Origin of the sequence: Xanthomonas sp. LMG 12461, from assembly GCF_009192935.1 — a bacterium.
Taxonomy (GTDB): Bacteria; Pseudomonadota; Gammaproteobacteria; order Xanthomonadales; family Xanthomonadaceae; genus Xanthomonas_A; species Xanthomonas_A sontii.
Window position 1 is genome coordinate 21,945 of sequence record NZ_NQYT01000048.1, and the last position, 24,582, is coordinate 46,526.

Consider the following 24,582-nt stretch of genomic DNA (forward strand, 5'->3'; position numbering starts at 1 on the left):
CGCACGGGCGCCGCCGTTCCTGCCTGGCTCAGTGCGGCGGCGCCTTGCACAGTGCCGCGTTGTGCCAGGCGGCGCGGGCGATCGGCAGGAACCCGTCGGCATCGCTGGGCGGCAGGGTGTTGCGCACGTCCTCGGCATCGTTGCCGGCGCGTTCCAGCACCGGTGCCAGCGTGCGCAGGCAACCGGCGCGGTCGCCCAGGTGATACTGGGTCAGCGCCAGATCGGTGCGGACCTGCGCGGCGTCCAGCCAGAACAGGGTCTTGCCGCAGCCGTCCAGCAGCGCGGCCAGAGTGCGTTCGGCATTGGCGTAGTCCTTGGCCTGGTACTGGCGCAGGAAGCGCGCGCGGGTGGCCTCCGCCGCCTCGGGCACGCAGGCCGGCGCGGCGCGTCGGTAGTCGCCTTCGAACCAGGCGCGTGCGCCGCAGTAGTCGCGGCAGGTGTCGGGGGTGAGCGCCTCGACCCGGATGGCGTCGCCCTCGGCGTGCAGGCGGGTGCGGCACAGCGACGCGGGATCGTCGTCGTGCGCGCGGGTGAAGCCGAGTTCGCCCTGCAGCGTGCCGTCCAGCGCACAGGTATGGCCGTTGGCGCCGGTGACGTCGAGCGAGAAGCCCAGACCGTCGGCGTCGCGCGCCACGTCGAGGCGGTCGCCGCCATCGGCGAGATAGACGCCGGGTGTGGGCGGCGCGGCGCCGGCGCCGCAGGCGAGGGCCAGCAGCGCCAGCGGCAGCAGGCGCTGGAGGGACAGCGAACCGCGCATCGGGATGTCTCCGTCGGGCCAGGGGCGCAGCGTAGCAGCGTGGCGACGTCCTCGCCGGCGCGTGTGGCGCGTCTGCCCGCAGCGCCTCACGGCGCGAGCCATTGCACGCTGTCGAAGACGATGCCCGGGCCGAGGAACCCGTTGTCCGGCGAGCCCGAGGCGACGTCGATGTCCAGCGTGTTGAGGCCGGCCTGCAGCGCGCTGGCCGGAATGTCGAACAGATAGACGGTGTTGTTGCCGCGGTAGGTGCCGCGGGTGATTCCGCGGCTGTCCGGCTGCTCCGGCCGCGGCGGCACGGGTCCGCTCCAGCGATCGTTCACCCGCAGCTGCGGGCGGCCGCCGGCCTGGGTCAGGGTGACGAACAGACGCAGGCGGTAGGCGTGGACCTGCTCGGGCGAGAGCACGAAGGCGATGCGCGTGGGCGTGTTGACGCCGCGCCATTGCGCCGCCGGGAATGCGTCGAGACGGTCGTGGCCCACGCGATAGGTCAGCGGTCCCCATGGCGCCATGCGCCGGTCGGAGGGATGCGCGCGCGCCAGCAACGCGGCGTTGCGGAGACCGGCCGGCGTGCCATCGGGATCGCCGATCTGCCAGATCACCTGGCCGGGCAGCGGGACCGCATGCAGGGCGGCCTGCGCGGTGGCTGCGGCTGCGATCTGCACGGTGGCGTGGGCCACTTCCAGCTCGTTCCGATACAGCGCGATGCGGTACGCGCCGGGGCGAATGCCGGCGATGCGGAAGCGGCCTTCGGCATCGGCCCTGGCCCAGTACTGCGCCTGCGCGTTGCGCAGGGCGACCACCGCGGGTTGCCCCGCGGCGATGCCGGAGACCTGGCCGGTCACCGCGCCGCGCGCTTCCGCGCCCAGAAAGCCTAGCAAGCCCAGCGACGCGTCGATGAAGCGCAGGTCCGGCGGCACCTGCGCTGCCGCGCCGCCGCGGCTGAACTGCAGCACGTACACCCCGTGCAGGCCGCCGCGGTACGGCTCGGTCTGGGTGTGGTTGGAGAACATGTAGTTGTACAGCTCGTGGGTGCGCGCGGTCCGCTGCGTGGCGATGTCCTTGAAGAACGGCCCGCCCGCGCTGTGCTCGCGATCGCCCATCCACATCCGCACCGCGAGGCCGGGGCCGCTGACGCCATGCACGCTGTCGTCGATCGCGCGCCGTGCCGAGTAGAACTTGGAGCTGGTGCGGCCGTCCGGCAGCAGGAATACGTCCTTGCCCTCGATCGCGGTACCGACGTTGGAATCCGGCTCGCGTTCGGCGTCGGGCAACTTCGCCGCGTCGAGCCGGGCGATGAAGCGCAATTCGCCGACCGGCAGCAGGGTCGGCGCATAGGTGGCCAGGTAGAGCGCGTCGCGGCCCTTGCGCGCCATGTAGTACTGCACCAGGTCGCCAGCGCTGGCCGAGACCACGATGGTGTCGCCGACAGTGCGTGCGGCGACGCGGGCGCTGCCCAGGCCCGAGGCGATCTGCGAGTGCTTGGCTTCCGGACTCTCCAGTTCGACGCCACGGTAGCGCAGGGAGACCACGTCGCCGGTGCGCGCGTCCACGCTGAACTGCAGATCGGCGCCGCTGTCGACGACGACGCGATCGCCGACCCTGGCGACGCCGAAATCGGCTGCGTCTGCCAGCGCGGGTGCCGCGGCGTACAGGGCGAGGCAGCACAGCAACAGGCGAAGCAAGCAGGGCATGGCGGCGCGGGCGACGGCAGCGAGGCGCACAGCCTACTGCGCGCGGACGCGGACGCGATGCCGTTTCCGCGCGGCGGTGGGGCAGCGCTCAGGTGCGCATTGCGGGGCGTCGCCACCGGCGGGACGGCATCGTCAGTGCGATGCCGTCCCGGCGTGCTCGACGCGGTTTAGTGCGTGTACGCCTTCGGCAGCGCGCCGTTCTGCTGCATGTAGCGGTCGCGCAGTTCGGTCTGCCGCGAGCGCATCGGCATGGCGCGGCCGCCCAGCCAGACCTGCTCGGCGTAGTGCGCCACGTCCAGCGGGTCGCCTTCCCACAGCACCAGGTCGGCAAGCTTGCCCGGGGCGATGCTGCCCAGGCGATCGCCCACGCCGAAGGCCTCGGCCGGGACCCGGGTCAGGCCGGCCAGGGCGGCGTCCCACGGCAGCCCGTGCGCGACCGCGTTGCCGGCCAGCTGCCGCTGCTTGCGCGCGTTGTGCGCGCCGTCGCCGCCCTGGGTGAAGCTCACCGCCACGCCGGCGGCGTTGAGGCGCGCGGCGTTCTCCAGGGTGGCGCCGATCTGGTCGAAGCTGGCCGGCAGGTCGTCCAGCGCGTTGACGAACACCGGCACCTGCGCCTTCGCCAGTTCCGGCGCCAGCTTCCAGGCCTCGTCGCCGCCGGCGATGGCGATGCGCACCTTCTCGCGTTGTGCCCAACGCAGCAGTTGGCGGATGTCTGCCGCGCGGTTCACCGTGACTACGATGCGGCCCTGGCCGGCGAGATAGCGCGCCAGCACCGCGCGTCCGGCCGGGGTCAGCAGCGCATGCGGCGAATCGGCGGGCATGCGCCCGCGCGCTTCGGCCACCAACTGGTCAAGCAGCATCCACTGCGCCGCGCGCGACTTGCCGCTCAGTTCCAGCGCATCGCTGCCCAGGTGCAGGTACAGCGCGCGCGGGCCGATCGGGTCGGCGCCGCCGTCCAGGCGCATCACCGCGCCCTGGCCGGCGACGAAGGCGCCGCCGGTGTTGGCGCCGAGCGCGGTGAAGCCGATGCCTTCCACCCGTGCGACCGGGATCAGCACCGATTCGGGGTTGTAGGCCAGGGTCACGTCGAACTCCGGGCGCATCGGCTGCTCGTGCGGCAGTGTCAGCGTGCTGTCGACGGTGGAGGCCTCGCCGGAGACTTCCTCGATGCCGATCTCGGTAATGCCGCCGAACAGCGCCGGGGTCAGCGGCCGGCCCTTGGCCTCGACCACGGCGACGCCGGTCGGCGCGCTCAGGCCGGGGCCGACCGCGCGGATCACCCCGCCCTGGACCAGCACGTCGGCATTGGCGAGGGTGCCGCGGGCGCTGGCGGTGTGCACGGTGGCGCCGCGGATCAGTACGTCCTGGGCGAACCCGGGCGCGCTGCCCAGCAGCAGGCAGGCGGCCAGGGCCAGGCGCAGCGCCAGGCGGTGGGGCGAGGGTAGGGCGCGGCTCATCGGGCAGCCTCCTGGCCGAGCATGAAGTCGGAGGTCGGTTGCAGGCGGCGGTCGGCGCGGTCGTAGACCTGCGCGCCGTCGATGTAGACCTTGTCGGCCAGGGCGTAGGAGCTGAAGGGGTTGCCGTTCCACAGCACCACGTCGGCCATCTTGCCCGGCTCCAGCGAACCGGTCTGCCTGTCGATGCCCAGCGCCTTGGCCGGGTTGCTGGTCAGCCAGCGGATCGCGCGTTCGGGCGGGATGTCCATGCCGGCGCGGCGGCCGGCGGCCATCGCCTTGGCCGCTTCCTGGTTGAGCCGCTGGATGCCTTCCTCCGAATCCGAGTGCACGATCGCGCAGCCGTTGGCGGGGCGGTCGACCAGGGCGATGTTCTCCTGGATGCCGTCGAAGGCTTCCATCTTGAAACCCCACCAGTCGGCCCACAGCGCGCCGCAGACGTTCTCCTGGGCCAGGCGGTCGGCGATCTTGTAGGCCTCCACGCCATGGTGGAAGGCGGCGATCTTGAAGCCGAACTCCTTGGCCAGGTCGAGCATGGTGGTCATCTCGTCGGCGCGGTAGCAGTGGATGTGCACGCGGATGTCGCCATTGATGGCGCCGGCCAGCGTGTCCAGCTTGAGGTCGCGCTTGCCGCCGCTGTCGCCGCTGCTGTCGTTGTCGCCGTTGCCGCGGCTCCACCAGTGGCGCTTGGGCGGGCTCTTCTGCTTGGGCGCGTTCTTGCGCAGGTATTCGCTGGCGTCGATGAAGGCGGCGCGGTAGCCGGCGACGTTGCCCATGCGCGTGGACGGGCCGCCCTTCTCGCCGTACACCCGCTTGGGGTTCTCGCCGCAGGCCATCTTCAGGCCCCATGGCGCGCCGGGAAACTTCATCGCCTGGTAGGTGGTGGCCGGCACGTTCTTGAGGGTGACGCCGCGGCCGCCGACCAGGTTGGCCGAGCCGGGCAGCACCTGCAGCGCGGTGACGCCACCGGCCAGCGCGGTGCCGAAGCCGGGATCCTGCGGCCAGATCGAATGCTCGGCCCACACGTTCGGGGTCACCGGTGCGGTCGCCTCGTTGCCGTCGCTGTGCGCGCTGACGCCCGGGCTGGGATACACGCCCAGGTGCGAGTGCACGTCGATGATGCCGGGCGTGACCCACTTGCCGTGGCCGTCGATGCGGGTGGCGTTGGCCGGCGCGGCCAGCGCGCGGCCGACCGCCTGCACGCGGCCGTCCTGCAGCAGCACGTCGGCATCGTCCAGGCGCTCGCCGGTGCCGGTGAGCACGGTGGCGTGTTCGATCAGCACCGGCACCGACGCCAGCGCGCGATAGGTGCTGGGATAGGGATCGTCGACGAAACGCGAGGCCGCGGCGGCCGGGCCGCACAACGCTACGCCCAGGCAGGCGAGCAACAGATGACGCATCGAATTTTCCCCGGAAGATGAATCCGGCCCTTGCGGCCGTGCCCGCACGCTAGCCCGAGCCGGCGCGCTTGCCAAGTGCGGGTGCGGCATCGGCACGCCTTGCTGCACCGAATCGCGACGCGGAACCTGTTATGCAGCGCGATTCTCGCCCATGGACACCGCAATGACCGACACCCCTGCGCGCACCGTCGTGGACTTCTGGCGCAGTGCCGGCCGCGAACGCTGGTTCGCCGCCAACGACTCCTTCGACGCCAATGTCCGCCAGCACCTGCTGGAGGCGCATCACGCCGCCGCGCGCGGCGAACGCAGCGACTGGCTGACCGACGCCGAAGGCGCGCTGGCGCTGCTGCTGTTGCTCGACCAGGTGCCGCGCAACGTGTTCCGCGGCAGCGCGCACGCCTTCGCCACCGACGGCCTGGCCTGCCGCTATGCCGACCAGGCGCTGGCGGCAGGGTTCGACCAGGAGACCGACGCGGAACTGCGGATGTTCTTCTACCTGCCCTACACGCATGCCGAGGACGCGGCGCGGCAGCGCCAGGCGGTGGAGCTGTTCAGCGCGCTCGGCGATGCGGAGTCGCTGCAGTGGGCGGTGGTGCACGAAGACGTGATCCAGCGCTTCGGTCGTTTCCCGCACCGCAATATGGCGCTGGGGCGCACGACGACAGCCGAAGAGCAGGCGTTCCTGGATGCGGGTGGGTTTGCCGGGTGAGGGAAGGGGGCCTGCGCGTTCGCTGCGTCATGGCAGCGTAGCCAGTGACGCATCGGATGTCATTGCAGTCGGGACTGAAGTCCCTCCCACAGGGAGTCACCAGGCAGTTGGCGCGGCCGCCAGCATTCGCCTGGTACGCGTACCGGAGACAAGGAGTGTGTCTCTTGTGGGAGCGGCTTCAGCCGCGACGAGCCATCGGTGCATTCGACCTCATTGCAGTCGGGACTGAAGTCTCTCCCACAGGAGATCGCCGGAGTTCATGTTGCCGCCAGCACGCCAAGCTTCTACGTGTTTGCGCTCCTGTGCCGATCGCGGCGTGCAGGCACAAAAAAGGGCGATCGCTCGATCGCCCTTTCGGCGCGTCCGCACGGGACGCAACCCACGAGGTGCGTGGCTCAGTACTTCGGCACGCTGCCGTCGACCTGGTCGGTCCAGGCGTCGATGCCGCCGACCACGTTGTGCACCTTGCTGAAGCCAAGCGAGCGGAAATGCTCGGCCGCCTGCGCGCTGCGACCGCCGCGGTGGCACAGGAAGGCCAGCGCGGTGTCCTTCGGCAGCGCTTCCAGTTGCGCGCGCTGCTCGCCGTCGAGGGTGCGGAACGGCACATTGACCGCTGCCACCGCGCGCTCTTCCGGCGGACGCACGTCCACCAGGAGCAGGCCGCCGGCGCGTACCTGGTCGTCGGCGTCGCGCGGGCTGAGGTCCTGCACCGGCTTGGGCGCATTGGGGTTGTCGATGGCCAGGCCGCGGCCGCGGATGTCGTCCACCCAGTCGATGGTGATGCCGTCGGCGCGGCGCGCGCTGCCCAGGTCGAACTGCACGCGCAGGCCGTTGGACTCGGCAGCGATGGCGTTGGGATCGGTCGGCGCCAGCTGGAAGTTCGGCTGGAACTGCGCGTCGATCGCCAGCGCCAGGCTCGCGCCCGGGGCGTCGGCCAGCGCGCCGCGCAGCATCTCGGCGGCGGCGTCGGTGATGGTGATCGACGGCGGGGTGCGGTCCGGCGCGGCCACGCCGAGCAGTTCGCTCAGCTCGCCGCTGCCGGCCATCTGCAGGATGATGTCGCTGCCGCCGATCAGCTCGCCGTCCACGTACAGCTGCGGGATGGTCGGCCAGTCGCCGTAGACCTTGATGCCCTCGCGGATGTCCTGGTCGGCCAGCACGTTGACGTGGGCGAAGTCGACGCCGAGCTCGTTCAGCGCGCCCACCGCCTTGGCGGAGAACCCGCACTGCGGCATGCTCGGCTGGCCTTTCATGAACAGCACGACGCGGTTGGAGCTGAGCAGCGTTTCGATACGGGAGCGCAGGGCGGGGTCGAGGGACATGGCAGGCAGTCGTCGCAGAGTCGGACCGGTCATTCTACGCCGCATGGCATCATGGGGCATGACAGTTCCGGAAACGCTGCATCGCATCCCGCGCCACCCGTACCGCTGGCTGCCCTGGGCGCTGGCCTCGCAGGCGCTGGTGGCGGGGCTGTGGTGGGCGTATGGCTGGCCAGTCGGCCTGCCGGCGCTGCTGCTGTCGCACGCGGCGCTGGTGTTGCCGGTGTTCCTGCCGCGGGCGCGGCTGTACGCGCCGGTGCTGGACCGCCTGCCCGGCAGCGCGCCGCGGGTGTGGCTGACCATCGACGACGGCCCCTCCGACGACACCGTGGCGATCCTGGACCTGCTCGACCGCCACCAGGCCAAGGCCACGTTCTTCCTGGTCGGTGCCCGCGCCGCCGCGCGCCCGCAACTGGTACGCGAGATCCTGCGCCGCGGCCACGGCATCGGCAACCACAGCCAGCATCATCCGCAGGCGTGGTTCTGGGCGCTGGGACCGCGACGCATGGCGCAGGAAATCGGCCAGGCGCAGCAGACCCTGGCCGCGATCGCCGGTACCGCACCGCGCTGGTACCGCTCGGTGGTGGGCATGACCAACCCTTTCGTCGCCGCACCGTTGCGCCGGCATGGCCTGACCCGGGTGGCCTGGAGCGCGCGCGGCTTCGACGGTGTGCGCTGCGACCCCGCGGTCACCGTCGCGCGCATCGCCCGCGACCTGCAGCCCGGCGCCATCGTGCTGCTGCACGAGGGCGCGGCGCACGGGCACAATCCGGCGATCGTGGAGGGGGTGTTGCAGGCTGTGCAGGCGCGCGGGCTGGAGACGATCTGCCCAACCTGAGGCTGGACGCGCTTCCCCGCTTGCGCTGTGGCGTGGTGCCGATGCGCATACACTGCGGCGGCCGTGTCCATGCACGGGGCGGCATGCCGACAGGCCCCCGAGGGGTATCTGTCGCTCGCTGCACGGAGTAGTCGGCGCATGCGGCGAAGGCATGACCATCCGGCGCGTGCAGATGTAGTGCAGGCAGCATGGCGCAAGGCCTGGCTGCGCTTTCATCTGGTGCGCTTGTAACTGCGCACCTCCCAGCCGTCTCGCAGGCGAGTGACGAAGCAGTCGTAGCCTGCCGCGTGCTGCGCGTCGAAGTACTGGTGCATCTCGGTGCGGTCCGCGAAGACGCGTCGCACGTCCGCGGTCTGGCGCCGCGACGGTGAGCGAATAGCCGCAGCTATTCCTCGCAATGTTGCCAGTAGTGGCGCAACATCCATGTGTCCCTCTGCCGAGTCCATGGCTGGTCGGGCGGACTATCGCACACCTAAAAACCGTCCGCCAGGAATCGCCAGAGGCCGTCTTTCACGCACTGCAACCTTCAGTGCATGGAGGCCATCTCCATGCCGCTGTGCGGCGGCATGGCAGCTTGCAGCGGGGAACGCGCCGACGCGGAGGGCGCTCGCTGTCGCGCGCGCTGGGCCACGATCGGCGAGAAGGTCGTGCAGACCGGGAGTTCGCGCGACAGCTGCGACGTCAACGCGGTTCCGCCACGATCAGCCAGTTGTTGAACGGCGTGTTGCCGTACAGCGGCGCGAAGCTGGCGCGCAGGCCGGCGGCGTCGAGCTGGGCCTGCAGGCTGTCGCGGGTGGGGTAGGCCTTGGGCAACTCCTGCATCCAGCCGGCCAGGTGCGCGAGCACGTCGGTGATGCGGCTGGTGCGGCCGCGGCCGCTGGCATCGCCCAGGCCGCTGCGAATCACCAGTTTGGCGCCGGGCGTGAGCATGCGCGCCACGCTGCGGATCAGGTTGGACTGCATGTCGCGGTCCAGGTACTGCAGCACGTCCAGGATCGCGACGCTGCCGTGGTGCTCGGGCCAGGACTGGCCCAGGTCGACCACCGCGAAATGCGTGTCCTGCAGCCCGTTGCGGGCGGCGATGGCGCCGGCGCGGCGGATCTTGGCCGCGTCGATGTCCACGCCGTGGTAGCGCTGGCGCTGGCCGTCGGCGCGCAGCGCATGCGCGAGCAGGCCCAGCCCGCAACCCAGGTCCAGCACCGGCGCGTCGGTGCCGCGCAGCGCGGCGAGCACGCCGGGGTACAGCGGATCGGTGCGCAGCTTGGTGCGTGTGTAGTAGTAGTCGTAGCGGTTGCCAAGCGGATGCGTGGGCAGGAAGGCGCGGGCGATGGCCAGGGCCTGCGGGCGGGTCATGGGCTGGGTGGTGCTGGCGTCGCGCAATGTCGGTCCTTGGCAGCGGGCGTACGCCAGCTAGGCTAACGCATCGCGTGCCGCCGGCAACAGCCGCGCGCTCCAGCGCGCATACATCGCCGCCGACGGATGCAGCCCGTCCGCGGCCAGCATCGCCGGGTCGCCGCCGCCATCGCGGCTGCAGCCGGTGATATCGACGAAGCGCACCGCGCGCGCGGCGCAGCAGGCCTGCGCGGCGGCGTTGAAGGCGTCGATCTGCGCGGCGATGCGTGCCGGATCGTGGGCGGGCGGCTGTGCGAACGCGGTCACGCCCCAATCCGGGATCGACACCGCCAGCACCCGCTGCGGGCGCGCGTCGGCGAAGCCGATTGCGCGCTGCAGCAGCGCGTCGAACTGCGTGCGGTAGTCGTCGAGCGGATAGCCGCGGTACTGGTTGTTGACGCCGATCAGCAGCGTCACCAGGTCGAAGGGTCCCTGCGGTGCGGCCGTGTCGATGCCGGCGTCCAGTTCGTCGGTGGTCCAGCCGGTGGTGGCGACGATCTGCGGATCGGCCAGGGCGATGCCGTCGCGGCGCAGCGCCGCCGCCAGCTGCATCGGCCAGCGTCCGTCGGCATCCACGCCTTCGCCGATCGTGTAGGAATCGCCCAGCGCCAGGTAGCGCAGCGGTGTGTGCTGGACAGCGGCGAAACGCGCCTGGCTCATCTACGCGGCGCCAGTGGCAGCCCCATCACCGGGACGCGCGCTCGCAGGAACGGCGCACGCACGCTTTGCCATTCCCCCTTCCCCATTCCCCACTCACCGCCCCACAGCCGCCCGCGGCTTCAGTGGCACCACCTTGGTGGCATCCTCGGCGCGGCGTGCCAGCACGCGGTCGATGCGCGCGAACACCTCGCGCATCGTCGCCGCCTCCGGCAGCAGGGTGACGCGGAAATGGTGCCGGTAGGGCACGTTGAAGCTGGAGCCTGGCACCACCAGCACGCCTTCCTGTTCCATCAGCTCCAGGGCGAACGCGTGGTCGTCGAACCCGCGCGCGGCGGCGCCGACCACGGCCGGGAACGCGTACAGCGCGCCGGCCGGCTGCACAAGCGACAGGTGCTCGCTGGCCGCGCAGGCCTCGAGTACCGCGCGGCGCGTTTCGTACAGGCGTCCACCCGGGGCGCACAGCGGCGAGATCGTGTCTGGGCCGTTGACCGCGGCATCGATGGCGAACTGGCCGGGGACGTTGGCGCACAGGCGCAGCGCGCCGAGCAGGTCCATGGCGTTGCGGAAATCGCCGACGCGCTCGGCGTCGCCCGACAGCAGCGCCCAGCCCACGCGCCAGCCGCAGGCGCGGTGCACCTTGCTCAGGCCGCCGAAGCTGATGCACGGATGCGCGCCGGCCAGCGGTGCCACCGACACGAACTCCGCCTCGTCGTACAGCACCTGGTCGTAGATCTCGTCGACCATCAGCAGCAGGTTGTGCTTGACCGCGATGGCGACGATCTTCTCCAGCAGCGCCCGCGAGTAGCTGGCGCCGCTGGGGTTGTTCGGGTTGATCAGCACGATGGCGCGGGTGCGCGAGGACACCAGCGTCTCGATCTCCACCGGGTCGGGCTGGAAGCCGTTCTCCGGCGCGCAGCGGTAGTACACCGGGCGGCCGTCGTTGAGGATGGTGGCGGCCGACCACAGCGGGTAGTCGGGCGAGGGCACCAGCACTTCGTCGCCGGGGTTGAGCAGCGCACGCAGCGACAGGTCGATCAGCTCGCTGACGCCGTTGCCGACGAAGATGCGGTCCGGGTGCGCGTCCGGATGCTGGCGCCGGGCGTAGGCCGCGGCGATCGCCTCGCGCGCCTCCGGCAGGCCCTGCTGGTGGGTATAGGGATCGGTGCGGCCCATGTCGTCGGCGATCGCGCGCTGCAGGTGCTCGGGCGCACGGAAGCCGAACGCGCCGGGATTGCCGATGTTGAGCTTGATCAGTTTGCGCCCCTGGGCCTCCAGCTCGCGGGCTCGCCGTGCCAGTTCGCCGCGGATCTCGTAGCGGACTTCGGACAGGCGTTCGCGGATCGCGAGCGGCTTGATCGGCAGGGTGGGCATCGCATTGGCCGGTGGGGCGTGGGACCTGCATGGTAGCGGAAATGTGACACCGCGGCGGGGCGGTGGGGCGCCGTGGTAGCGGGTCGTCTACGGCGCCCGGCCGCCACGCTTGGCGCTGCGACGGGCGTGGCGCGATGGCTGGCCCGTGTGGCGGCCACACACGTGTCGCGCGGGTCATACGCTGCTGCTGGCGACTCCCGGGGCGCCGCCTGCGGCGCGGGCCAACCACGCAAGGCGCCGCCCTGCGCGTGTCCCAGTGGCCGCCCTGCGCTCACCTCTGGGCGCGGCGCACCCTCTAGAATCCGCTCATGACCACCTCCCCGATCGACTTCGACGCGTTGCGCCCCATCGGCTGGCCCTGGCCCGGATTGCCCGAGGAGCCGGCCTGGCGCGCGCTGTTCGACGCGCATCCGCAGGCGCGGCCGGCGCGGGTGGTGGAGCAGCACCGCACCGGCTATGTGGTCGCCGATGCGGTGGACACCGGATTCAAGGTCGAATCGCTGCCGGACTGGCAGCGGCCGCGCTTTCCCAGCCACGAGCGCGCCGCGGTCGGCGACTGGGTGTTGCTGGAGGACACGCGCATCGTCGCCTTGCTGCCGCGGCGCACCGCGATCAAGCGCGGCGCCGCCGGCGAGCACTACCACCAGCAGGTGATCGCGGCCAACATCGATACGGTGTTCATCGTCTGCGGCCTGGATGCGGACTTCAATCCGCGCCGGATCGAGCGCTATCTGCTGCTGGTGGGCGGCGGCGGTGCAGCGCCGGTGGTGGTGCTGACCAAGGCCGACCTCACCGAGTACGCCGCCGACGCGCTGGCGGTGCTGGAGGAACTGGCGGCGCAGTCGATCCCGCTGCTCACGGTCAACGCCCGCCAGGCCGACAGTGTCGACGCGCTGCGGCCGTGGCTGGGGCCGGGGCAGACCGCGGTGCTGGTCGGCTCGTCCGGTGCCGGCAAGTCCACCCTGACCAACACCTTGCTCGGCGTGCAGAAGATGCGCACCGCGGCGGTGCGCGCCACCGACTCGCGCGGCCGCCACACCACCACCCATCGCGCGCTGCTGCCGCTGCCGTCCGGCGCCTGCCTGATCGACACGCCGGGCATGCGCGAACTCAAGCCCACCGGCGAGGAAGACCTGGCCGAGGGCGGCTTCGCCGACATCGAGGCGCTGGCGGCGCAGTGCCGCTTCAACGACTGCGCGCACCAGGCCGAGCCGGGCTGTGCGGTGCAGGCGGCGATCGAGCGCGGCGAGATCGAGGAGGCGCGCTTGGCCAATTACCTGAAGCTGCGCGACGAGGTCGCCGGCGCCGCCGGCAAGCTGGCGCAGCGCCAGGCGCAGAACGCGGCCGCCGGCCGCGGCGGCAAGCCTAGCGGTAGCAAGCCAAGTGGTGGCAAACCTGGCGGCAAGCGTCCGCCGCCGCGCACCCTGCGCCGCTGACGCCGGCCGTGGCCAAGCGCGCGCTGCCGGCCGAGATCCGCCACCACGCCGCGCTCGACGCGCGGCTGGTCAAGGCGGTGCGCGGCATCCGCCTGCTGGCCCTGGCGAGCTGGCCGGTGGCGCTGCAGGCGCCGTTCCTGGAGAGCGTGGCGCGCGGCCAGCCGCAACTGCCGCAGGTGGACTACCCCAGGCTGGATTTCGCCGACACCCGCCGCGAGCTGGCGGCGATCGCCGAGGCCGCCGATCCGGCACATCCGCTCGGCGCCTACCTGCAGGCCTCGGTGCACAGCTGGGATCTGGCCGCCGCCCTGCTCGAAGCGCTGGGCACGCCGGCAGTGGGCACTTATTCGGCGCAGTTGTTCGGCGTGCCGGACGACCCGATGCCCGGCCACGGGCCCACCACCCGCGAGGCCGCCGGCCATTTCATCCGCATCGCCCAGGAGCTGGACCGCGAGTTGTTTTCGGCCGAGGAGCAGGTGCCGGTGTCGGCCACCGCGTTGCGCCTGCTGCTGCAGCGCGACCTGGACGAGTTCTTCGGCGCGCGGGTGATCACGGTGGAACTGGATCCGGACCTGCTCGCCAAGGCCGCCGCCGGCGCGCAGCGCATCCGCCTGCGCTCCGGCGCGCACTTCAGCGATTACGACCGCGCGCAACTGTTCCACCACGAGGCGCTGGTGCATTCGCTGACCGCGCTCAACGGCCGGCAACAGGCGCAGCTGCCGAGCCTGGCGTTGTCCTCGCCACGCACCACCGCCACCCAGGAAGGCCTGGCGACCTTCGCCGAGCAGATCACCGGCAGCATCGACATCGAGCGCATGAAGCGGATCAGCCTGCGCATCGAGGCGATCGCGCTGGCCCGCGACGGCGCCGACTTCATCGAGGTGTTCCGCTACTTCGATGCGGCCGGGCAGGCGCCTGCGGAGAGCTTCTCCTCGGCGCAGCGCGTGTTCCGCGGCGTGCCGACCACCGGCGGCGCCGCATTCACCAAGGACACGGTGTACCTGCGCGGGCTGGTGTCGGTGCACACCTTCTTCCGCCAGGCGCTGCAGCGCGACCGGCTGCCGCTGTGCCGCTGGCTGTTCGCCGGCAAGATGGCGCTGGAGGACGTGGCCGCGTTCGCGCCGCTGTTCGAGTCCGGCGTCCTGGCGCCGCCGCGCTGGTTGCCGACGTGGGTCGCGCGCGCCAGCGGTCTGGCCGGGATGCTGGCGTTCTCGCTGTTCGCCAACCGGATTCGCATGGATCAGGTGGAGTAGAGGCGCTCCAGAAGGAAGTAGCTGCCGCTGCGGGAGGTCGGCGGCATTCGCAGCGACCAGTCGCGTGGACGATCCAAAGCGGCTAATGCGACTGCAGTGTTCCTGTGGCTATCGCAAACTTGTAGTGCGGGCTGTCGACCGTTTGGTTTTTTGAAGAAACGAAAAGAAGTCCGAGGCATTTCTCTGGCAAGAAAGATGGTTCGCTCATGTCCGTCTTGCTTGCAGGGAGAAGAATCAAGTGCCTATGCTGGGTCGCGCATTTATCGCCAATAAGGAGGCTCGCGTGTCGACGACGGAAGGTAGGGGTGGGGACGTGGGAGCGGCTGGCGTCATCGCGCAGTTGCGCAGGCAAAATCGAATTCTGAAGATTTTTTCGGCTGTGGCGCTCGCCCTTCCTTTGACGCTCATGCTGATGGGGGCCCGAGGCGCTGGCAGCAAGCAGGTATTTTCCGAGATCGATGTCAAGCGCATCAATATCGTCAACGAGGACGGGTCCAGGTCCATGGTGTTGGCCGCCCGCGGTTTGCTGCCCGATCCGGTGATGGGCGGGAAGGTCATGAAAACCGAGAGAAGCAATATGCCCGGAATGCTGTTCTATAACGGCGTGGGCGACGAGGTCGGTGGGCTCATCTATGACGGCAGTCTCGGTCAAGATGGAAAGCCCAGTGGCGGCGTGCATCTTTCGATGGATCGGTTCGGCGGAGATCAGCAAATCGCCCTGCATCACTACGAGGAGGGCGGCTTCATGGAAACCGGCCTTTCCGTATTCGATCGCGGACTTTCCAAGCAGTACGAAGGGCTGTATGAAAAGTATCTGGCGGCCCCGAATGGGCCGGAGAAGGATGCGCTGTTGAAGCAGTGGAAGGACGCGGGTGGTGAGCAGACACAGAGGCTCTTTGTCGGGCGTACTCGCGGAAAATCGTCTGCGGTGATTCTCGCGGACGATTCAGGAAATCCCAGGATCATCATGTCCGTCACGCCTGCTGGAAAGGCATCGTTGGATTTTATTGATGACAAGGGTGACGTCGTCCAGAGTCTCCCGGAAACCCCCGTCGTGAAGAAGTAGTGGCATGGTCGATACCGGCCATGGAGTTGCCGGAGTGGTCTGGTGTCTGGCTGAAGTACGTCGGGTTCGATGCCTGGTCGCGTGCGTATGGGGTGGCGGCGCATCGGCATCGCGCCGCCCGCCTTATCGGCATCCACGCCATCATTCGGTGGATCTGGGTAGCCGCGAATTCCAGGGCGCGCTGCCGTTCGGCCTGCAGTTCTATTTCACGTCGAACAGGGCGCGCACTGCATGCAGCGTAGCCCGGACACGCATGGACTGACCCAGGACGCGGGCGACTTCGTCTGGTGTCTGGAGGCCGCCTGCATGTGGTTCGCAGGCTGCTCAACTGGCAGCTATCCGCTTTCTTACAAAATGGGCGACCCACCGCAGCGGCTGGGCTGCCACCGTAGCGACTGGCTTCGGCCGCCTTGCAGGATCGCGTGTGTGAACTGAACCGCAGTGCGCGATGCTCACCCGCCGCGAATGTACGGCTGCCGATACTGCGGCGCCCGGCCTGCCCCCGCATGGCCGCTTTCCCCTCACAAGGAGATCCGCATGAAGATCCTGATGGTGCTGACGTCGCACGACCAGCTTGGCGACACCGGCCACAAGACCGGCTTCTGGCTGGAAGAATTTGCCGCGCCGTACTACACGTTCAAGGATGCCGGTGCCGAACTGACCCTGGCGTCGCCCAAGGGCGGGCAACCGCCGCTGGACCCGAAGAGCGATGCGCCGGACGCGCAGACCGAAGCGACTCGCCGCTTCAAGGGCGACCCGGCGGCGCAGCAGCAACTGGCGAGCACGCATCCGCTGGCATCGGTGCGCGTGGACGACTACGACGCGCTGTTCTACCCGGGCGGCCACGGCCCGCTCTGGGACCTGGCCGACGAACGCGATTCCATCGCCCTGATCGAAGCGTTCGCACGCGCCGACAAGCCGATCGGCTTCGTCTGCCATGCGCCGGGCGTGCTGCGCCGGGTGACGGCGGCCGATGGCTCGCCGCTGGTGAAGGGCCGTCGCGTCACCGGCTTCACCAACAGCGAGGAAGCCGCGGTGGGCCTGACCGACGTGGTGCCGTTCCTGGTGGAGGACGAACTGCAGCGCCTGGGCGGCCAGTACAGCAAGGTCGCCGATTGGGGCGTGCACGTGGTCGAGGACGGCCGCCTGGTCACCGGGCAGAACCCGGCCTCGTCCGAGGCGGCGGCCGAGGCATTGTTGGTGTTGCTGCGCGGGAAGTGAGCACTCATCGAGCGCGATGATGGCAAGGCTAACTTGCCATTTTCGGTACGCGAGGTGCTTCGGTTTGCGCTGGGGTGATGACGTAGCGGTTGAAGCGCAACCTCGTGCCGCTTTTGTAGCCTTCGCCGTTTGTCCTCTATAGGAGCGGCTTCAGCCGCGACGGGCGTTCGCACTGATGCCGGTCGCGGCTGAAGCCACCCCTACGAGGCCTAGTAGATGTGCCGCCGCGTGCCAGCCAGGGTGCGCGCCTGTGGAAGGGACTTCAGTCCCGACTGCGGGCACTCAGGAGCGTGCGCAGATGGCGGCAGTGGCGCGTGCAGCGACCACGGCTGTTTTCGGCTCAGTTGCGCCGCCACCAGCGCAGGCCGTACGCGGGCAGGATGCCGCTCCAGTTCGCCAAGGTGGCGGGGTCGTTGCCGCCATCGGCGATGGTGGACCAGTCATCTCCTTCAAGTGCATCGGTGACGTCGACCGCCATTGGTTGTGCGCTGAAGTTGTACACCGCCACGAACGCCTCGCCGCGCGCCAAACCGAGCAGGGCGGGATCGCCCAGCGGCACGGCACGCAACGGCTGGTCGGCGGCCAGTGCCGCAGTGGCGGCACGCGCGGCGATCAACCCGCGCAGGCGGGTGTAGACCTGGCCGGGCAGGCTGTCGGGGTCGTGGCGTTGCGCCGCGCGTGCCCAGTCCATGTCCGGGCGATGCAGCCAACGGCCTTCGTGCTGGCGCAGCGGGTCGTTGCGGTAGGCCTCGTCGTTGCCCAGGGCCAGTTCGTCGCCCATGTACAGCAGTGGGATGCCTGGCATCGCCAGCGCCACCGCGTACAGCAACACCAGGCGGCGCACGCCCAGTTCCAGCGCATCGGCATCATCGGTGGCCAACGCTGCCGTGATGCCGGTCAGTGCCGCGCTCATGCCGTTGCTGCCGTGCACGCCCTCGCCGCTGCTCTGGAAGGCTTCGCCGCGCGCGTAGCTGTCCGCTGTGTCGCCGGCGTAGAACTGGGCGATGCGCGCCAACGCGAACGGGGCGACGCCATCGCCACCGGCGGCCTCGCGCTGCAGCACGTTCCAGCCGATATCGTCATGGCAGCGCACGTAGCTGAGCCAGCCACAGGCTGGCGGCAGCGCGGGCGTCTGCGCGATCGCCGCCTGCACGATGTCGCCGCGCTGCTCGGCCAGCGCCACCCAGCCGGCCGCCATCAGTGTGCTGTGGTAGGCCAGGTGGCATTCGTGGCCGCGCGCGGCGCCGTCGCCAAAGTAGGGCGGCAACTGTGCCATCGGCACGATCGCCTCGGCCTTCAGCAGCACCGCTGGGGCCAGGATGTCGGTGAGCGCGCGCAGCGCCTGCAGGATCGTGTGCGCCTCCGGCTGGTTCATGCAGTCGGTGCCGGGACGCTTCCACAGGTAGGCGGTGGAATCCAGGCGGAACACCTCCACGCCCAGGTTGGCCAGGCGCAGCAGCGCCAGCGCCATCTCGCCGAACACCGCCGGATTGCTCCAGTCCAGATCCCATTGGTAGGGGTAGAACGTGGTCCACAACCAGGCGTCGGCGTCCTGCACCCAGGTGAAGTTGCCCGGGGCGGTGTGCGGGAACACCTGGCCCAGGGTGCGCTCGTAGGCATCCACCGCGTCGCGGTCGCGGAAGTGGTGGTAATAGTCCAGATGCCGCGCATCGCCGCGCTTGGCTGCCAGCGCCCAGGGATGGTCGTCGGCGGTGTGGTTGAGCACGAAGTCGGCGCACAGGCTGATCCCGGCCGCACGCAGCCGCGCGGTCAGCGCCGCCAGATCGTCGGTGTCGCCGAGCCGCGGTTCGACCTGGCCGTAGTCGCTGACCGCAAAGCCGCCATCGTTGTCGCCGGCGCGCGCGCGCAGGAACGGCAGCAGGTGCAGGTAGCGAACACCCAGTTCCTGCAGGTAGGGCACGCGTTCGCCGACGCCATGCAAGGTCCCGGCGAAGCGGTCGACATAGGCGCTGTAGCCGAGCATCGCCGGGGTGGCGAACCAGTCGGGCGCGCGCTCGGCATCGAGCTGGCGCAGCGCCGACGGCCGCGCGTTGGCGGTGGCCGCCAATTGCGTCAGCCACTGCGGCAACCACTGCGCGAAGGCCGGATGCGTGCCGTACAGCGCATGCAAAGGCGCCAACAGACGTTCGCCGTGACGCTGCAGGCGTGCCAGCACTGCGTCGGCGGCGTCCGGTTGCAGATGCGCCTGCCACAGGGTGTGGGCGAGCGCGGACAGTGCGGAAGGAGCGGGTGCGGTCATGGGGGGCTTGGCCGCGCCCCCGGTGGGGCGCGGATGTGCGGTCCTCGTCAGAAGTCGTAGCGCAGGCTGATGCTGGAAGTGCGGCCCGGGATCGAGCGCGCGCGGATCACGCCGGAAGCCGCGTCGGCGATCGACGCTTCCTCCGCTTCGGTCAGGCCGAAGGTGTTGAACAGGTTGTTGACGTTGAGCGAGACGGTCAGCGCATCGGTGATGCGGTAGTCGCCGAACAGGTTGACCTGGGTGTAGCCGGGCATCTTCAGCTGGTTGCTGTCCTGGGTGTAGGCCGAACTGGTACCGATCGCGTTGACCCCGACCTGGTAGCGCTCGCCGCGGTAGCTCGGCGTCAGCTGCCAGACGAAGCGCGCCTGCCGACGCGGGGTGTTGCCGGCGTTGGCCGGGGTGATCTGGTCCTTGTCGATGGTGGCGTCGGTCCAGGTCAGGCCACCGTTGAGGGTGAAGCCGCCGGTGCGGTACGCGGCTTCCAGTTCCAGGCCGTGCGCCTTGTAGGTGCGGTCGAAGAAGCGCTGGGTGGTGGCTTCGTAATTCTGCTCCTGGGTGCGCGCGGCGAAGGCGGTGGCGAACAGGCTCAGCCCGCCGCTGCGCCACTTCAAGCCGCCCTCAAGCTGCTTGACCACGTTCACCGCCTCGTTGGAGGACACCGAGCCGTCGTCGCGGACCACGCCGAACAGCAGGCGGTCGGCGTTGGCGCGGGCGCCGCGGCTGTAGCGCGCGAATGCGGCCAGGTCGTCGTTGAACATGTAGTTGCCGCCGAACGAATACGACAGGTAGTTCCAGTCATAGCGCACCGGCTTGGGGTTGGCATAGTCGATGGTCGCCACGCGTTGCTCCGGCGCCTCGATCACGCCGTCGCCGTTCACGTCGACATTGCTGGCCAGCACGCCGCCGGCGGTGTTGCCGCGCGCGCGGCCCATGTCGTAGCGCAGGCTGCCGTCCACGCTCAGCGGGCCCTGGTCCCAGCTCAGCGCCAGGTACGGCGCGTTGATGTCGTAGCGCACGTCGTAGTGGCGGGTATTGTCCAGCCCCCAGTACGGCACGCCGTAGGCGTACAGGCCTTCCTGCGAGCGCAGGCTGCCGTCGGCGGCGACCACGTCCAGCAGCCGCGCACGGTGGCCCAGCGACTGCACGTAGGAGTTCCAGGTCCAGTCCACGTCGATGGTCTGCCGCGAGGTGTACCAGCCGGCCTTGAGGTTGAGGTTGCCGCCGTCGCCGCTGGCGAAGTCGCGCGCCAGGCTGAGGTCGTTGACCGCGTTGCCCAGGTCGTTGAGGTGCACGTTGAACAGATGCGTGCGCAGCGCCAGCCCGGTGTAGGCCTGGCCTGCGTTCGGGCCGTCGACGTAGCGCAGGCCGGCACCGGCGCCGCCGATGCTCGCCGCCAGCGCGCCGGCATCGGCCACCTGCGCGGGGAACGGCGAAACGAAGCGGCCGGAGGTATCGGCGATGCGGAACTTGTCGGTCAGGGTCCAGCCGCCGCCGATGTCGAATTGCGCCTCGGCGCCGAACGCGCGCGACAGCGGGTGCATGCCGTCGCTCAGTTCCACCCGCGAGGGTTTGTTGCCGCCATCGAGGGTGGCGCTGCTGCGGAAGTACGGGCTGTACAGCGTGTCGGTGCCGGGATCGAAACCGTCGATGCTGCCGAAGTGCGGCGATCCGTCGCGGCCGCTGACCCGGGTCGGCACCGGCAGGTAGCCGGCGGCGCGGTCGTTGAGGTACTTGGCGTAGACGCGCACGTAGCCGTTGTCGAACAGCCGGGTCAGGTTGGCCTTGAGCTGGCCGCCCTTGTCGGTGGTGTAGCCGGCGTCGCGGATGCCGTCGCCGCGGCGGTAGAAGCCGCCGACGTTGAACTGCCAGTGCTCGGCGAACGGTGCGCCGTAGTCGAAGTCCAGGCGGGTGTTGTCGTAGCCGCCCAGGCCGCGGGTGAGGCCGGCGCTGCCGCCGGCGGTGTCGCCGGTCTTGCTGATGAAGTTGATGATGCCGCCGGGCGAGTTGCTGGCGAAGGTGGAGGCCGAGCCGCCGCGAATCGCTTCGATGCGCTCCAGGCTGTAGTCCGCGCGCAGGAAGATGTCGGCGTTGCCGAAGGCGATGTCGCCGAACTCCAGCACCGGCAGCCCGTCTTCCTGCAACTGCAGGAACTTGGCGCCGCCGGAGGCGACCGGCAGGCCGCGCACGGCGATGTTGGCGTTGCCTTCGCCGCCGCTGGATTCGGAGCGGATGCCGGGGATGTTGCGGAAGATCTCGGCGGTGCTGCGCGGCGCCGACTGTTCGATCGCCTCGGCGCCGACCGTGCTCACCGAGACGCTGGACTTGAGCTTGCTCTTGGGCGTGGCGGTGCCGGTGACGAAGACCGAGTCCAGGCTGACCACGTCGCCCTGCGCCGCCGGGGCGTCGGCAGCGGCGGGCGTGGCTTGTTGCGCGAGCGCAGCCGGTGCGGACAGCGCCGCGGCGACGGCCAGGGCCAGGGTCTGCAGGCGGATCGAAGGGTGATGCATCGCTGTCTCTCCCGAAGCGAGTGGTGCAGTGGGTGGCGGCGCGTCGCTGCCGGAACGGGCAGGGCGCGGCGCGGTCGGTGGGTGCGGCGGCGTACAGATACGGCCGTCCGCAATCGATTGCAATTTGCAGTGCAGCAAATCCACCAATGGCGCTTACGCCAATCTTATCGCTGAGAGATCGAGGCATTCTGCATGGTGCGGCGCAGCGTTACAAACGATTGCAGGCGCGGCGACACTCCGCTCCGCCGCTGCGGCACGCCTCCCGCGTGCCCGACCCGCCCAGGCCGATGCCGATGCTCATGCGTTCCGATCGTCCCCTGCTTCCGCTCTCGCGCGTGCTGGCGCTCAACGCCGGTTTCTTCGGCGTGCAGTACAGCTTCGGGCTGCAGCAGAGCAACATGAGCCCGATCTACAACTACCTGGGCGCCGACCACGCCAACCTGCCCTACCTGTGGCTGGCCGGCCCCATCACCGGGCTGGTGCTGCAACCGGTGGTCGGCGTGCTCAGCGACCGCACCGTCACCCGCTGGGGCCGACGCATGCCGTACATGGTGGTGGGCGCGCTGGTGTGCAGTCTGTGCCTGCTGACCATGCCCTTCAGCGTGGCGCTGTGGATGGCGGTGGCGCTGCTGTGGATGCTGGATGCGGCCAACAACGTGGCGATGGAGCCGTACCGCGCGCTGGTCAGCGACGTGCTGGCGCCGCCGCAGCGGCCGCTGGGCTACCTGACCCAGAGCGCGTTCACCGGCCTCGGCCAGACCCTGGCCTATGTCACCCCGCCGTTGCTGGTGTGGCTGGGCATGAACCAGGACGCGGCCAACGCCCACCACATTCCCTACGTTACCATCGCCGCGTTCGCGATCGGTGCGGGCTTCTCCGCCGCCTCGATCCTGCTCACCGCGCGCAGCGTGCGCGAGCCGATGCTGCCGGCGGCGGAGCTGCAGCGCTTGCGCAGCGCCGCGGCCGGGCCGCTGGCGACGCTGCGCGAGATCGTCGACGCGGTGCGACAGATGCCGCCGACGATGCGGCAGATGGCGCCGGTGATGCTGTTCCAGTGGTATGCGATGTTCTGCTACTGGCAGTACATCGTGCTGTCGCTGTCGACCACGCTGTTCGGCACCACCGCGGCCGATTCGCATGGCTTCCGCGAGGCCGGCCTGGTCAACGGGCAGATCGGCGGCTTCTACAACTTCGTCGCCTTCCTGGCCGCGTTCGCGATGGTGCCGGTGGCGCGGCGGTTCGGCCCCAAGGCCACCCACGCCGCCTGCCTGGTCGCCGCCGGCATCGGCATGTGCGTGCTGCCGTCGATCCACGATCGCTGGCTGCTGCTGCTGCCGATGCTCGGCATCGGCCTGGCCTGGGCCAGCATGATGGGCAATCCCTACCTGATGCTGGCCAACAGCATCCCGCCCGAGCGCACCGGCGTGTACATGGGCTTGTTCAACCTGTTCATCGTGCTGCCGATGCTGATCCAGATCGTGACCCTGCCGCTGTACTACGACCGCCTGCTGCAGGGCGACCCGCGCAACGTGATTCGCCTGGCCGGCGCGCTGATGCTGGCAGCCGCGGTGGCGATGTTGTTGGTGAAGCATCGGGAATGGGGAACCGCGAATGGGGAATCGGAAAAGCGCGGCGCGGCGCACTGAAGCGCCGGCGCAGCGGCGATCTCCGATCTCGCACGGCGCGGTCCATTCCGTTGCATGAACGCCGCTGGCCTGGCGACGTGTCGCTCATGCCATGGACGCCACACCGATCCGATTGCCACCGGCCTTCTTCGCGCGGTACATCGCCCCATCGGCATGCACCAGCAGGCTGTGGGCGTCGTCGCCGTGATCGGGGTAGAACGCCACGCCGATGCTGGGCAACACGTGCAGGTGGTGGCCGTCCAGGTCGAACGCCTCGCCGAAGACGGCCAGGATCCTGTCGGCCGTTCCCGTGGCATGGTCGGCCGAGTGGCCGCCTTCGATCAGCACCACGAATTCGTCCCCGCCCAGCCGGGCGACCGTGTCCGATGCGCGGACGCAGTCGAGCAGGCGCCCTGCCACGCGCTGCAGCAGCAGATCGCCGACCGCATGGCCGAGGGTGTCGTTCACGTCCTTGAAGCGATCCAGGTCGATGAACAATAGCGACAGCCGTCTGCGCGCGCGCCGGGCCTGCGCCAGGGCGGTCTCGAGCCGGTCCAGGAACAGCTGGCGATTGGGGAGCTGGGTCAGATGGTCGTACTGGGCCATGTGCTGCAGGCGTTCCAGCGTCTGCTTGCGCTCGACGGCGGCTGCCACCTGGGTGGACACGAACTGCAGCAGCGCCTGGTCCTTGTCGGTGTAGCGGGACTGTTCGGAGTAGCCGAGCAGCACCAGCAGGCCGAGAACGCCCTTCGGTGTCTGCAGCGGAACGCCCAGCCACGAATGGGGCTGCGGTGCGAGCGCGGACTGCTCCAGTCCACCTGATGCCGGCGTGATGGGGGCGTAGGGTGCGCGCAGGAGCGTGCAGCCGGTGCGGATCACCTCGGCATGCAGCGGCGCCTCGGCCAGCAGCAGGCAGGGCGGTGCGGCATGGTGCTCATCGGCATGGTAGGGAAAGCGCAGCGTCTGCGATGACGCGTCGTACAGCGCCACGGAAAAATTGGTGGCAGGCAGCAGTTCGCCGATGATCTGGTGGATGCGGCTGCACAGCGACTCCAGCGTCTGCTCGGTATGGGCCGCCTCCGAAATGCCGTAGAGCGCCGCCTGCAGCGCCTCGGTCGACTTGCGTTCGGTGATGTCGTGCGCCACGGCCAGGCGCATGCTGTAATCGGCGACCCAGCGCGCGGTCCAGCGAATGTGCGCGATGCGCCCGTCCTTGCGGATGTAGCGGTTCTCGAAGTGGAGCTGCAGCGCGCCCTCGGTGATGCTGTCGGCCTGCGCGCGGGTGGCCGGCAGGTCGTCGGGGTGCACCATGTCGAGCATGCGCTTGCCTGTCACCTCCTGCGGCGTATAGCCGAAGATGCGCTCGAAGGCGGGGCTGACGAACACGATGGTGCTGTCCGGTTCGACGATGCAGACCGCATGAGCAGCAGGTCCACGATGTTCAGGGGCGAAATGCGTTGCATGCGGCACGAGTCGTCGGAGCCTGGTGACCCATTTTGCCGCGATTTGCGCTGGCATCGCGGGGGAGGGCGCCAGGAGGTGATGCAGCTGGGGTCCGGGTGCGCTGGAGGCGCGCTCCGCAGCAACCGGCACAGGTGCGCGTCCTTGCCGCGTTCTCGACGG

Annotated in this window: 18 protein-coding genes; 7 read left to right on the forward strand and 11 right to left on the reverse strand. The window is 69.9% G+C overall.

The window, feature by feature from the left end:
• Positions 1-28: 28 nt before the first annotated feature.
• The 4 genes from CEK68_RS13070 to CEK68_RS13085 form a co-directional block, all read right to left on the reverse strand.
• On the reverse strand, positions 29-757 hold the full coding sequence (locus tag CEK68_RS13070) for a hypothetical protein (RefSeq protein WP_152239633.1): 729 nt from the start codon (positions 755-757) through the stop codon (positions 29-31).
• 86 nt (positions 758-843) lie between these two features.
• Complete coding sequence (locus CEK68_RS13075) at positions 844-2,448, reverse strand: rhamnogalacturonan lyase B N-terminal domain-containing protein (protein ID WP_152239634.1); 1,605 nt, start codon at positions 2,446-2,448, stop codon at positions 844-846.
• Between the two features lie 167 nt (positions 2,449-2,615).
• A complete protein-coding gene (locus CEK68_RS13080) occupies positions 2,616-3,905 on the reverse strand; it encodes an amidohydrolase family protein (RefSeq protein ID WP_152239635.1) in 1,290 nt (429 codons plus the stop codon).
• Positions 3,902-5,302 (reverse strand): amidohydrolase, encoded by a 1,401-nt coding sequence (locus CEK68_RS13085; protein WP_017913208.1) that lies wholly within the window; start codon positions 5,300-5,302, stop codon positions 3,902-3,904. Before CEK68_RS13085 ends, CEK68_RS13080 begins: the two co-directional genes overlap by 4 nt.
• Before the next feature lie 163 nt (positions 5,303-5,465).
• Here CEK68_RS13085 and CEK68_RS13090 point away from each other — a divergent pair, with 163 nt between their 5' ends.
• Positions 5,466-6,011, forward strand: coding sequence for a DUF924 family protein (locus tag CEK68_RS13090; RefSeq protein ID WP_152239636.1), 546 nt, complete (start codon positions 5,466-5,468; stop codon positions 6,009-6,011).
• Positions 6,012-6,406: 395 nt separating this feature from the next.
• On the opposite strand, the gene grxD is transcribed toward CEK68_RS13090, so the two are convergent.
• Positions 6,407-7,333 carry a Grx4 family monothiol glutaredoxin gene (grxD, locus tag CEK68_RS13095; RefSeq protein WP_152237755.1) on the reverse strand — a complete coding sequence of 309 codons (927 nt, stop codon included), beginning with the start codon at positions 7,331-7,333 and terminating at the stop codon, positions 6,407-6,409.
• A gap of 43 nt (positions 7,334-7,376) precedes the next feature.
• On the opposite strand from grxD, the gene CEK68_RS13100 reads away from it, so the two are divergent.
• Positions 7,377-8,168 (forward strand): polysaccharide deacetylase family protein, encoded by a 792-nt coding sequence (locus CEK68_RS13100; protein ID WP_193314199.1) that lies wholly within the window; start codon positions 7,377-7,379, stop codon positions 8,166-8,168.
• 681 nt (positions 8,169-8,849) lie between these two features.
• Here the strand turns inward: CEK68_RS13100 and CEK68_RS13110 are convergent.
• The 3 genes from CEK68_RS13110 to CEK68_RS13120 form a co-directional block, all read right to left on the reverse strand.
• Entirely contained in the window at positions 8,850-9,521 is a 672-nt protein-coding gene (locus CEK68_RS13110; protein ID WP_017910897.1) for a methyltransferase domain-containing protein, read from the reverse strand.
• 57 nt (positions 9,522-9,578) lie between these two features.
• Positions 9,579-10,220 carry an SGNH/GDSL hydrolase family protein gene (locus CEK68_RS13115; protein WP_152239637.1) on the reverse strand — a complete coding sequence of 214 codons (642 nt, stop codon included), beginning with the start codon at positions 10,218-10,220 and terminating at the stop codon, positions 9,579-9,581.
• Positions 10,221-10,313: 93 nt separating this feature from the next.
• Complete coding sequence (locus CEK68_RS13120) at positions 10,314-11,591, reverse strand: pyridoxal phosphate-dependent aminotransferase (protein ID WP_148830455.1); 1,278 nt, start codon at positions 11,589-11,591, stop codon at positions 10,314-10,316.
• A 308-nt stretch (positions 11,592-11,899) separates the two neighbouring features.
• On the opposite strand from CEK68_RS13120, the gene rsgA reads away from it, so the two are divergent.
• The 4 genes from rsgA to CEK68_RS13145 all read left to right on the forward strand — a co-directional run bounded on the left by rsgA (position 11,900) and on the right by CEK68_RS13145 (position 16,567).
• Positions 11,900-13,027 carry a ribosome small subunit-dependent GTPase A gene (gene rsgA / locus CEK68_RS13125; protein WP_152239638.1) on the forward strand — a complete coding sequence of 376 codons (1,128 nt, stop codon included), beginning with the start codon at positions 11,900-11,902 and terminating at the stop codon, positions 13,025-13,027.
• An 8-nt stretch (positions 13,028-13,035) separates the two neighbouring features.
• On the forward strand, positions 13,036-14,280 hold the full coding sequence (locus CEK68_RS13130; RefSeq protein ID WP_152239639.1) for a flavohemoglobin expression-modulating QEGLA motif protein: 1,245 nt from the start codon (positions 13,036-13,038) through the stop codon (positions 14,278-14,280).
• A gap of 283 nt (positions 14,281-14,563) precedes the next feature.
• Positions 14,564-15,346, forward strand: coding sequence for a hypothetical protein (locus tag CEK68_RS13135; protein ID WP_152239640.1), 783 nt, complete (start codon positions 14,564-14,566; stop codon positions 15,344-15,346).
• Between the two features lie 537 nt (positions 15,347-15,883).
• Positions 15,884-16,567, forward strand: a complete 684-nt coding sequence (locus CEK68_RS13145) for a type 1 glutamine amidotransferase domain-containing protein (RefSeq protein WP_152239642.1) — start codon at positions 15,884-15,886, stop codon at positions 16,565-16,567.
• Between the two features lie 340 nt (positions 16,568-16,907).
• Here the strand turns inward: CEK68_RS13145 and CEK68_RS13150 are convergent, their stop codons facing one another.
• Both CEK68_RS13150 and CEK68_RS13155 read right to left on the reverse strand, forming a co-directional pair.
• The gene (locus tag CEK68_RS13150) at positions 16,908-18,827 is read right to left on the reverse strand and encodes an alpha-amylase family glycosyl hydrolase (protein ID WP_193314200.1); all 1,920 of its coding nucleotides are present in this window, start codon (positions 18,825-18,827) and stop codon (positions 16,908-16,910) included.
• Positions 18,828-18,874: 47 nt separating this feature from the next.
• Positions 18,875-21,334 (reverse strand): TonB-dependent receptor, encoded by a 2,460-nt coding sequence (locus tag CEK68_RS13155; protein ID WP_152239643.1) that lies wholly within the window; start codon positions 21,332-21,334, stop codon positions 18,875-18,877.
• A 299-nt stretch (positions 21,335-21,633) separates the two neighbouring features.
• Between CEK68_RS13155 and CEK68_RS13160 the strand changes: the two genes are divergently transcribed.
• Positions 21,634-22,980: an MFS transporter gene (locus CEK68_RS13160; RefSeq protein WP_152239653.1), complete on the forward strand. Its 1,347-nt coding sequence runs from the start codon at positions 21,634-21,636 to the stop codon at positions 22,978-22,980.
• An 84-nt stretch (positions 22,981-23,064) separates the two neighbouring features.
• On the opposite strand, the gene CEK68_RS13165 is transcribed toward CEK68_RS13160, so the two are convergent.
• Positions 23,065-24,552: a diguanylate cyclase gene (locus CEK68_RS13165; protein ID WP_226977875.1), complete on the reverse strand. Its 1,488-nt coding sequence runs from the start codon at positions 24,550-24,552 to the stop codon at positions 23,065-23,067.
• Between the last annotated feature and the right edge of the window lie 30 nt (positions 24,553-24,582).